Below are 8,477 nucleotides of genomic sequence, written 5' to 3'. Positions count from 1 at the left end.
CGGCACGGGCCCGCTCGACGGTCGCGTCGGAGCAGCCGTCCGCGGCGACCACGAGGCGCATCCCGATTCCGGGCGCCCGATGGGCGAGGTGGGTCGCGCTCGCCCGGACGGAGGCGATCAGGCCGCCGATCCGCTCCTCCTCGTCGAGGGCCGGGACGACGACCAGCACCTGCGCGAGCCGGCTCACACCAGCCCCGTCCGGCGGGCGACCGAGCGGGAGTCGCGGGCGTGGACCTCGAGCAGGACGTCCTCCTCCTCGTGGCGGGCGAGGCGGTGCAGGCCCAGCTCGGCCACGGCGGACTGCACGGCGTCGCCGTCCAGAGCGAGCTCCTCGATCGGATGCCGCCAGTGCACGGTGACGAGCTCCCCCGCGGGGGCGAGGGCGTCGCGGATGGTGCGCAGCACGCCGGGGAGGGCGTCGCCGAGGTAGTAGCCGACCTCCGAGAGCACGACCAGGTCGAACGGACCCTCCGGCACGCCGCGGGTGATGTCGTGGTGCTCGACCCGCACGTGCTCGAGCGGAGCGAGGCGGCGGGCGGCGCGCTCGACGGCGGCGCTCGACACGTCGATCGCCAGCAGGCGGTCGGCCCGGTCGGCCAGCGCCTCGGCCAGCACGCCGATCGAGGCGCCGATCTCCAGCACGGAGCCGTAGCGCTGCTCCGGCAGGCTCGCGAGGGTCAGGGCGCGCTTGCGCTGCTCGTACCAGCGGCTCGTGTACCCCCACGGGTCCTCGTGGCGGGCGTACAGCTCGTCGAAGTAGCTCATGCGATCCTCACCAGCCGGTCGTCCCCGGTGAAGGTGCGCAGGAAGAGCGGATGGAGCACCGGACCGGTCCCGTCGGGCCCGGGGCGGGTCTGGCTGGGATAGCGGGAGCGGGCACGGCGGGTGCGCTCGAGCAGCTCGTCGTCGAGCGGCAGGCGCACGAGGTCGCCCCACGGCACCTCGGGGTCCTCCGGGACCGCCCAGTGCCACAGCCAGATCGGCGCGGCGAGCAGCGGCTGCCCGAGCTCGCGCGCGACCTCCGCGCAGATCTCGCCGACCACGCGGTGGTCCCGGTGACCGTCCCCGGTCCAGGTGGAGAGGAGCAGGACGGTCCCGGGGGCGCCGGCCGCCCGCTCGCGCACCTCGCGTGCGATGCGCTCGTGGTGCTCCGGGGTCGCCGAGTCCGGCACGTCGAGGAAGGCGAGCCCGATGCCGGGGCCGAGCTCCGCCAGTGCGTCCGAGGCCTCCCGCCGGCGCTCGGCGGCGAGGTCCGCGTCCCGCTCCCCGTCGGCCGCGGCTCCGTCGGTCACGACGACGACGTCGACCGCGATCCCGCGCCGACGCGCGAGCGCGATGGTGCCGCCGCAGCCGAGGGTCTCGTCGTCGGCATGCGCCACGACCACCAGGACGCGCCGGATCCCGTCGGGCAGGGTCAGCTCCGGGAGGCGGTCGCGGCGGCCGTCCGCGGTCCAGTGCTCGAGAGGAGTGCCCTCGAGGCGCCCGTCGAAGGGCCGGCTCACCAGGAGGCCGCCTCGCCCGAGGCGAGCACGGCGCGGCCGAGAGCGGCGTCGTCGCGCTCGGCGTGGTGCTGGCGGACGTAGAGCGCGAGGTCGGCGACGCGCTTGGCGTGCTCGGCGTCGAGGGCGAGCGGAGCCGGGCCGAGCGCGCGGCCGGCGCGGAGCAGGATCTCCTCGACCGCTCCGGCGACGCTCGCCCGCACGCGCTTGGCGAGCAGTGAGCCGCGGGGGCCGTCGGCCTCGCCCGCGTCGACCGCCGCGGCGGCCTCGTCCAGCGCCCGGCGCGACGCGGAGAGCGCCGTGTCGATCGCTCCGAGGTGGGCCAGGAGGTGCGGGTCCTCGCGTCGGGCCGCCGCCGCCGCGACGGCCGCCGCGACTCCGAGGGCTCCGCCGTGCCAGCAGGCGGCGACGCCGATGCCGCCCCAGGCGAAGCCGAGCCGCGAGAGGTACCAGCCGACGTCGCCCACGGGGACGGCGCGGGTGCCGGAGAAGCGGACCGGTCCGCTGGGCACCTCCGTCAGGCCCCGCGCGTGCCAGGCGTCCTGCTCCGGCGTCGCCGACCCGTCCCGCAGCGCCACGGCGAAGAGGCGGCGCTCGCCGGAGGCGTCCCCGACGTGGGCGGTGACGAGGGCGGCGTCGAGGCGGTCGGCCAGCGAGCACCAGGGCTTCACGCCGTCGAGCAGCCAGTCGCCGTCGCTCTCGCGGGCGACCAGAGGATCCCCGCCGCCCTCGGCCGCGAAGACCCCCCAGGCGGCGTCGGCGGCGACTCCGAGTCCGGACGGGTCGAGCTCCGCCTCGCCGAGGATCGCGAGAGCGTCGAGGTGCGGCTCCACCGCGCGCGCGACGCCGAGGTCGTGCCGAGCCAGGCGCTCGAGGAGACCGTGCAGCTCGGCGGTGCGACCGGTGCCGGGCCGGGGCGCGTCGGCGCTCAGACCGCGCGCGAAGCCGAGCGCGCCGTCGACGTCGTGGGGGAGGAGAGAGGAGGAGTGCTGGTCCATCGCCTCCGAAACTACGCAGTCGAGCGGGCGGCGTCCGGCGATTGTCCCCGAACGGACGGGGTGCTAAGCGTCAGATGTCAAGGTCGTTGATCCTGTGCAGGAGAGAGGCGAAGAGCTCGACGTCGGCGAGCGCCCAGCTGCGCAGCTCCTCGTGCATCAGCGCCTGGTTCGAGCTGCGGATCTCGCGCAGCCGCGCGGCGGTCGCCGGAGTCACCGAGAGGATCGTGGCGCGGCCGTCCTGCGGGTCGGGGGTGCGCTCGAGGAAGCCGAGGCGGTCGAGCGCCGTGATCTGGCGGCTGAGCGCCGACTTGTCCATCTCGAGGAGCTCGGCCAGCACGCCCGAGTGCACGGGTCCGCGGCGCTCGAGCGCCGAGATCGTCTTGTAGCCCAGCGGCGTCAGCTCCGGGTGGAGACGCTCGGCGTAGGAGCGCATCGCCGCCCGCACGCGGTTGAAGAGGATGCTGAGCTCGCCCTCCACCGAGGCGATCGCGGAGTCGACGTCGCGGGCGGAGTCGGGGGTCGGGCCGGTCATGCCTCCAGCATCCCGCGAGCGGGCCCTCCTCCTCGACTTGCGCCCGCGCGCCGCGATGACGTACGCTTCCCGAAGCCAAAGACCGCCGGTTTCCGGTGTGCGCACGAGCAGGGCCCCGGCCCCGCGGATCGCCACCGGACGAAGGATTCGCGAAGCGAATTGCCCGCGCAGGTGCACGAGTTCAGTTCCGCCTCACCGCGATCCCGAAGCTCCGCGCCCCTGTGCCGGAGCTTTTTTCTTTGCCTGCCTTCGGGCTACCGGCACGAGAATTCACAGGAGTAGCCATGGCGAACAAGGAAGCCTCGGTTGCCGAACTCACGGAGAAGTTCCAGAGCTCGACGGCCGTTCTGCTGACCGAGTACCGCGGTCTCACTGTTGCTCAGCTCAAGACGCTGCGCAAGGACATCAGTGAGCACGCAACCTACGCCGTGGTGAAGAACACGCTGACCAAGATCGCGGCGAACAACGCCGGTATCTCGTCCTTCGACGACGAGCTCGCTGGCCCCTCGGCCATCGCGTTCGTGCACGGCGACCCTGTCGCCGTCGCGAAGTCGCTGCGTGCCTTCGCCAAGGCAAACCCTCTCCTCGTGGTCAAGGGCGGTTACTTCGACGGTAACCCGCTGACCGCAGAAGAGGTGGGCAAGCTCGCCGACCTCGAGTCCCGCGAAGTTCTGCTCGGCAAGCTCGCCGGCGCCTTCAAGGCCTCGCTGTTCGGCGCCGCATATCTGTTCAACGCTCCGCTCTCGAAGGCCGTTCGCACGGTCGAGGCGCTGCGCGAGAAGCAGGAGTCCGCGAGCTGACGTCTTCCCCTTCCGGGAAGCAGTGCGCGCGCGGTTCGTAGACAAAGAAAAACAAGGAGAAAAATCATGGCAAAGCTCACGCAGGACGAGCTCATCGAGGCCTTCAAGGAGCTCACGCTCATCGAGCTCTCGGAGTTCGTCAAGAAGTTCGAAGAGGTCTTCGAGGTCACCGCTGCGGCGCCCGTCGCCGCCGCCGGTGTGGCCGGCCCGGCCGCCCCCGCCGAAGAGGTCGAGGAGCAGACCGAGTTCGACGTCGTGCTCGAGGCCGCCGGCGAGAAGAAGATCCAGGTCATCAAGGAGGTGCGCGCCCTCACCAGCCTCGGCCTCGGTGAGGCGAAGGCGCTCGTCGACGGTGCCCCCAAGGCGGTCCTCGAGGCCGTCAACAAGGAGACCGCCGAGAAGGCCAAGGCTCAGCTCGAGGGCGCCGGCGCGACCGTCACCGTCAAGTAATTCCCTTCACCCGTCGCGGGTGCCGGCTCCGGCCGGTCGCTCGTCGGGGTGATGCAGGCACGCCTGCAGACGCAGGGCGTCGTCTCCTCGGAGGCGGCGCCCTTCGTCGTTCCCGGCCGTTGGCGGCGCGCGCCCCTAGGATCGGAGCGTGACTGCTCACGATCTGCTCGCCGGGCTCCCCGCCCGCGACGTCCCGCCCAGCGAGGTCTCGCTCAGCGAGCTCCTGAGCGACTTCGTCTCGGTGACGCACCGGATCACCCGCCTCGCCGCCCAGGCGACCGGCAACCAGGAGTCGCAGGCCGTCTGGCGCACGCTCTCGGTGCTCCTCTCGATGGGCCCGATGCGCCTGGGGGAGCTCGCCTCCCAGAGCCGCGTCTCGCAGCCCACGATGACCAAGATCGTGAAGAACCTCGTCGAGACCGGCTGGCTCGACCGGATCGCCGATCCCCTCGACGCGCGCGCCTGGCAGATCCGCCTGGCTCCCGCCGGCGCGGACGCGCTGAACGCCTGGCGGACCGACCTCGGCGACGCGCTGACGCCGATCTTCGCCGATCTCACCCTCGAGGACCGCCGCGTCCTCGAGCGCGCCGTCGAGATCATGCACGAGCGCCTCGTCGTCGGCCCGCGGGACTGACCCCTCCCGCGCGGTTCCGCCGCGCGGCACACTGGTCGCGTGCAGATGCGACTCGAGCTCGTCCCCCTCCCCGTCGGCGACGTCGACCGCGCGGTCGCCTTCTACACGGAGGTGATGGGCTTCCACCTCGACCACGACGTGCGGCCCTCCGCCGCGATGCGCGTGGTCCAGCTCACCCCGCCCGGCTCGGCCTGCTCGATCGTGGTCGGCAGCGGGATGGGCCCCGGTCCGGAGGAGGGCGTCGTCCGCTCCCTCCACCTCGTCGTCGACGACATCGCCGCCGCTCGCGCGGAGCTCGTCGGCCGCTCGCTCGAGATCAGCGAGGTCCAGGACCTGGGCGGCGTGCAGTACGCGTACTTCGCCGATCCGGACGGCAACACCTGGGCGCTCCAGGAGATCGGGAGCAGGACGCCCCCGGAGCGAGTCAGTCCTCGGGCCAGCGGACCCGGGCGTCGACGTCGGGGTGCTTGCGCAGCCAGGCCGCGACGAAGGGGCAGCGCGGGACGACCGTGCCGCCCGCCTCCGTGATCGCGGTGACCGCGGCCCGCGCGAGGATGCTCCCGAGGCCGTGGCCCTCCCACGCGTCGTCGACGACGGTGTGGGTGAGCGTCACCTCGTCGCCCTGACGGGTGTACGCGGCGAAGCCGGCCGGGGTGCCGCCGACCTCGATCACGAAGCGGGACCGCTCGGGGACGTCGCGGACGGTGGGGGTGTCGGAGTCGCTCATGCTCCGATTCTCGCCCCCCGCGGCGCCGAGGTGCTGGTGCGGATCACCAGCGAGGCGGGGATCAGCGTGTGGCGGGCCGGGGGAGGGGGCTCGCCTCGACCGAGGGCGGCCAGCGCGTCCAGCACCAGCGCGACCGCGAGCTCGCCCTGCTGGCGCGGGTCCTGGCGGATCGAGCTGAGACCGAAGAGCTCGGCGAGGGGGTGGTCGTCGATCCCGATGACGGAGACGTCCTCGGGCACCGAGAGGCCGAGCTCGCGCGCCGCGAGGATGATCCCGATCGCGATCTCGTCGGAGGCGGCGAAGATCGCCGTCGGCCGGGTCCGCGGGTCGCCGAGGACCTGCCGTCCGGCGCTGTGCCCGCCGGGGATGTCGAAGGTGGTGGGCACGATGTCCTGCGCGCCCGGCTCGAGGCCGGCGGCCTCGAGCGCCTGGCGGAAGCCGTCGCGGCGCTGCGTGTGGACGTGGAAGTCCATCTCCTCCTCCGCGAGCCCGCCGATGTGGACGACCCGCTCGTGGCCGAGGGAGAGCAGGTGCTCCGTGGCGAGGCGGGAGGCGGCGACGTCGTCGATGCTGAAGGTGGGGATGCCGGGGAGCTCGCCGCCGATGCCGACGATGGGCTTGCCCAGGGCGAGGAGCGCCTCCGTCTCGTGCGGCGAGATCTCGAGGGTGACGGCGACGATCGCGTCGACGCGCTTGCGGACGAGGTAGTACTCGAACACGCTCCGGCGGGCGTCGAGGTGCTTGTCGATGTTGTAGAGGAGCAGGTCGTAGCCGGCGGCGAGCAGGGCGCGCTCGATGCCCTCGATGATCCCGGCGAAGAACCACTGGTTGATGATCGGGATGATCACGGCGATGTTGTTGCTGCGGCCGGTGACGAGGCTGGAGGCGTTGGCGGAGACGACGTAGCCCAGGCTCGTCGCGGCGCGCTCGACGCGCTGCTTCGTCCCCGCGGAGACGTAGCCCCGGCCGCTGAGCGCGCGCGAGACCGTCGCCTTCGACACTCCTGCGAGCTCGGCCACCTCTTCGATGCCTGGCACGGCGTTCCTCCCGACCGTCCGGCCTCGATGCTGGAAACGGTTCCAGGAAGTTATACCCCGCCCGGCGGCCGGGCGTCGCGCCGAGATCGATCTCCGCTCGGCCCCGGCCCCGCGATCGCTGTTCTGACGCCGAATCGTTATCTCAGAGAGCGCTCTATCACCGGCGTTGTGCTTTCATCGTTCTTGTGGAAAGGTTTCCCTCCGTGGGAGCCCACCCACACGAATCCGGTGATCCGCTCGGAGTTCCTCCTGGCATCGCCATCACCAGCATCCGAGTCGTCGCGGCACACGCTTCGAGCCGCCACAGCCTCCCGATCCCGATCGGCGAGGAGCGGCCTGCTCGGCTGGTTCCACCACTCAATGAGGAGGAAGAATGCGGTCATCCCTGCACCGCCGTATCACCGTCCCGGTCGCCGTTCTGGCAGCGGCCGGCATCGCACTCGCGGGCTGCTCCAGCAGCAGTGACCCCAACGACCCGAACGCCGGCGGCGGCAGCTCGGCCGGCACGGTCGGCACCGCCGACGGCGTCGTCAACGTCTACGGCACCATCAACGGCGACGAGGCCACCCTTCTCGAGCAGTCCTGGGCGGACTGGGAGAAGGAGAGCGGCATCGAGATCAAGTACACGGGCGACAAGGAGTTCGAGAAGCAGATCGGCATCAAGGTCCAGGGTGGCGACACCCCCGACCTCGCGATCTTCCCGCAGCCGGGTCTGCTCGCCGACACCGTCGCCTCCGGCAAGGTGCAGGAGCTCCCCGAGGGCGCCCTCGCCAACGTCAAGCAGAACTGGTCCGAGGACTGGCAGAAGTACGGCCAGGTCGACGGCACCCAGTACGGCGCGCCGCTGATGGCGTCCGTCAAGGGCTACATCTGGTACTCCCCGGCCAAGTTCAAGGAGTGGGGCGTCTCCGTTCCCACGACGTGGGACGAGATGGAGGCGCTCGGCAAGACGATCGCCGAGAAGACCGGCGGACCGTCCTGGTGCGCGGGCTTCAACTCCGGTGAGGCCTCCGGCTGGCCCGGAACCGACTGGATCGAGGACGCCGTCCTCCGCGAGGCCGGCCCCGACGTCTACGACTCCTGGGTCGCGGGCGACACCCCCTTCACCGACCCGGCCATCAAGTCCGCGTTCGACTCCGTCGGATCGATCCTCCTCGACCCGACCCTCGTCAACGCCGGCTACGGCGACGTGAAGTCGATCAACTCCACCGCCTTCGGCGACGTCGCCCAGAACATGGCGAACGGCACCTGCGCGCTGACCCACCAGGCCTCGTTCTTCGAGGGCTTCCTGACCTCGGCCGGCGCCAACGTGGCCGAGGACGGCGACGTGTGGGCCTTCCTCACCCCGCCGGTCAAGGCCGACGACGCCCAGGCCGTCACCGGTGGTGGCGAGATGGTCGCCGCGTTCTCGAACGACGAGGACACCGCGAAGGTCCAGGAGTACCTGGCCAGCGCCGACTGGGCCAACAGCCGCGTCTCCCTCGGCGGCGTCATCTCCGCGAACACCGGTCTCGACCCGGCCAACGCGGGCAGCGACGTCCTGAAGGACTCCATCGCGATCCTCCAGAACCCGGACACCACGTTCCGCTTCGACGCGTCCGACCTCATGCCGAAGGCAGTGGGCTCGGACAGCTTCTTCAAGGGCATGGTCGACTGGATCGACGGCACGAGCACCGACCAGGCGCTCGAGGAGATCCAGGCCGGCTACACCTCCTAGCAGCGGAGCAGAGCCGCCGCTCCCGAGTGGCGGCTCAGCTGTGACGGCCCGGCCCCCGGATCCACGGATCCCGGGGCCGGGCC

Annotated in this window: 11 protein-coding genes and 1 pseudogene; 5 read left to right on the top strand and 7 right to left on the bottom strand. The window is 71.9% G+C overall.

The features are described 5' to 3' along the window. From C5C46_RS14410 to C5C46_RS14390, 5 genes and pseudogenes are all read right to left on the bottom strand, one after another. Positions 1 to 187, bottom strand: a pseudogene (locus C5C46_RS14410) (hypothetical protein); the annotation flags it as partial. Beyond that, positions 184 to 765 (bottom strand): class I SAM-dependent methyltransferase, encoded by a 582-nt coding sequence (locus C5C46_RS14405; RefSeq protein ID WP_104227186.1) that lies wholly within the window; start codon positions 763 to 765, stop codon positions 184 to 186. The pseudogene C5C46_RS14410 and the gene C5C46_RS14405, both read right to left, overlap by 4 nt. Then, on the bottom strand, positions 762 to 1,502 hold the full coding sequence (locus tag C5C46_RS14400) for a PIG-L deacetylase family protein (RefSeq protein ID WP_181136535.1): 741 nt from the start codon (positions 1,500 to 1,502) through the stop codon (positions 762 to 764). The genes C5C46_RS14405 and C5C46_RS14400 overlap by 4 nt, the downstream gene beginning before the upstream one ends. Further along, entirely contained in the window at positions 1,499 to 2,497 is a 999-nt protein-coding gene (locus C5C46_RS14395) for an acyl-CoA/acyl-ACP dehydrogenase (protein WP_104227185.1), read from the bottom strand. Before C5C46_RS14395 ends, C5C46_RS14400 begins: the two co-directional genes overlap by 4 nt. Positions 2,498 to 2,567: 70 nt before the next feature. Further along, positions 2,568 to 3,029, bottom strand: coding sequence for a MarR family winged helix-turn-helix transcriptional regulator (locus tag C5C46_RS14390; RefSeq protein ID WP_104227184.1), 462 nt, complete (start codon positions 3,027 to 3,029; stop codon positions 2,568 to 2,570). Between the two features lie 284 nt (positions 3,030 to 3,313). Here C5C46_RS14390 and rplJ point away from each other — a divergent pair, with 284 nt between their 5' ends. The 4 genes from rplJ (at position 3,314) to C5C46_RS14370 (ending at position 5,441) form a co-directional block, all read left to right on the top strand. Then, positions 3,314 to 3,829 carry a 50S ribosomal protein L10 gene (rplJ, locus tag C5C46_RS14385; protein WP_055791018.1) on the top strand — a complete coding sequence of 172 codons (516 nt, stop codon included), beginning with the start codon at positions 3,314 to 3,316 and terminating at the stop codon, positions 3,827 to 3,829. A gap of 66 nt (positions 3,830 to 3,895) precedes the next feature. Then, positions 3,896 to 4,279: a 50S ribosomal protein L7/L12 gene (gene rplL / locus C5C46_RS14380; RefSeq protein WP_104224335.1), complete on the top strand. Its 384-nt coding sequence runs from the start codon at positions 3,896 to 3,898 to the stop codon at positions 4,277 to 4,279. A gap of 148 nt (positions 4,280 to 4,427) precedes the next feature. Next, complete coding sequence (locus C5C46_RS14375) at positions 4,428 to 4,913, top strand: MarR family winged helix-turn-helix transcriptional regulator (RefSeq protein ID WP_258059518.1); 486 nt, start codon at positions 4,428 to 4,430, stop codon at positions 4,911 to 4,913. A 45-nt stretch (positions 4,914 to 4,958) separates the two neighbouring features. After that, positions 4,959 to 5,441 carry a VOC family protein gene (locus C5C46_RS14370; protein WP_104227183.1) on the top strand — a complete coding sequence of 161 codons (483 nt, stop codon included), beginning with the start codon at positions 4,959 to 4,961 and terminating at the stop codon, positions 5,439 to 5,441. On the opposite strand, the gene C5C46_RS14365 is transcribed toward C5C46_RS14370, so the two are convergent. Further along, positions 5,338 to 5,640, bottom strand: coding sequence for a GNAT family N-acetyltransferase (locus tag C5C46_RS14365; RefSeq protein WP_104224336.1), 303 nt, complete (start codon positions 5,638 to 5,640; stop codon positions 5,338 to 5,340). The genes C5C46_RS14370 and C5C46_RS14365 overlap by 104 nt on opposite strands. Further along, positions 5,637 to 6,677 (bottom strand): LacI family DNA-binding transcriptional regulator, encoded by a 1,041-nt coding sequence (locus C5C46_RS14360; RefSeq protein ID WP_104227182.1) that lies wholly within the window; start codon positions 6,675 to 6,677, stop codon positions 5,637 to 5,639. Before C5C46_RS14360 ends, C5C46_RS14365 begins: the two co-directional genes overlap by 4 nt. A 373-nt stretch (positions 6,678 to 7,050) precedes the next feature. On the opposite strand from C5C46_RS14360, the gene C5C46_RS14355 reads away from it, so the two are divergent. Beyond that, entirely contained in the window at positions 7,051 to 8,394 is a 1,344-nt protein-coding gene (locus tag C5C46_RS14355; protein WP_104227181.1) for an ABC transporter substrate-binding protein, read from the top strand. The last annotated feature ends 83 nt before the right edge of the window (positions 8,395 to 8,477 follow it).

The organism is Rathayibacter sp. AY1E6, assembly GCF_002931115.1.
Lineage (GTDB): Bacteria > Actinomycetota > Actinomycetes > Actinomycetales > Microbacteriaceae > Rathayibacter.
This window is presented reverse-complemented; position numbering and strand designations above follow the sequence as displayed.

Excerpts from the sequence above, each read along its gene's own strand:
- C5C46_RS14405 (WP_104227186.1), bottom strand. The coding sequence starts at position 765 with ATGAGCTACTTCGACGAGCTGTACGCCCGCCACGAGGACCCGTGGGGG.
- C5C46_RS14395 (WP_104227185.1), bottom strand. The coding sequence starts at position 2,497 with ATGGACCAGCACTCCTCCTCTCTCCTCCCCCACGACGTCGACGGCGCG.
- C5C46_RS14390 (WP_104227184.1), bottom strand. The coding sequence starts at position 3,029 with ATGACCGGCCCGACCCCCGACTCCGCCCGCGACGTCGACTCCGCGATC.
- rplJ (WP_055791018.1), top strand. The coding sequence starts at position 3,314 with ATGGCGAACAAGGAAGCCTCGGTTGCCGAACTCACGGAGAAGTTCCAG.
- rplL (WP_104224335.1), top strand. The coding sequence starts at position 3,896 with ATGGCAAAGCTCACGCAGGACGAGCTCATCGAGGCCTTCAAGGAGCTC.
- C5C46_RS14370 (WP_104227183.1), top strand. The coding sequence starts at position 4,959 with ATGCGACTCGAGCTCGTCCCCCTCCCCGTCGGCGACGTCGACCGCGCG.
- C5C46_RS14365 (WP_104224336.1), bottom strand. The coding sequence starts at position 5,640 with ATGAGCGACTCCGACACCCCCACCGTCCGCGACGTCCCCGAGCGGTCC.
- C5C46_RS14355 (WP_104227181.1), top strand. The coding sequence starts at position 7,051 with ATGCGGTCATCCCTGCACCGCCGTATCACCGTCCCGGTCGCCGTTCTG.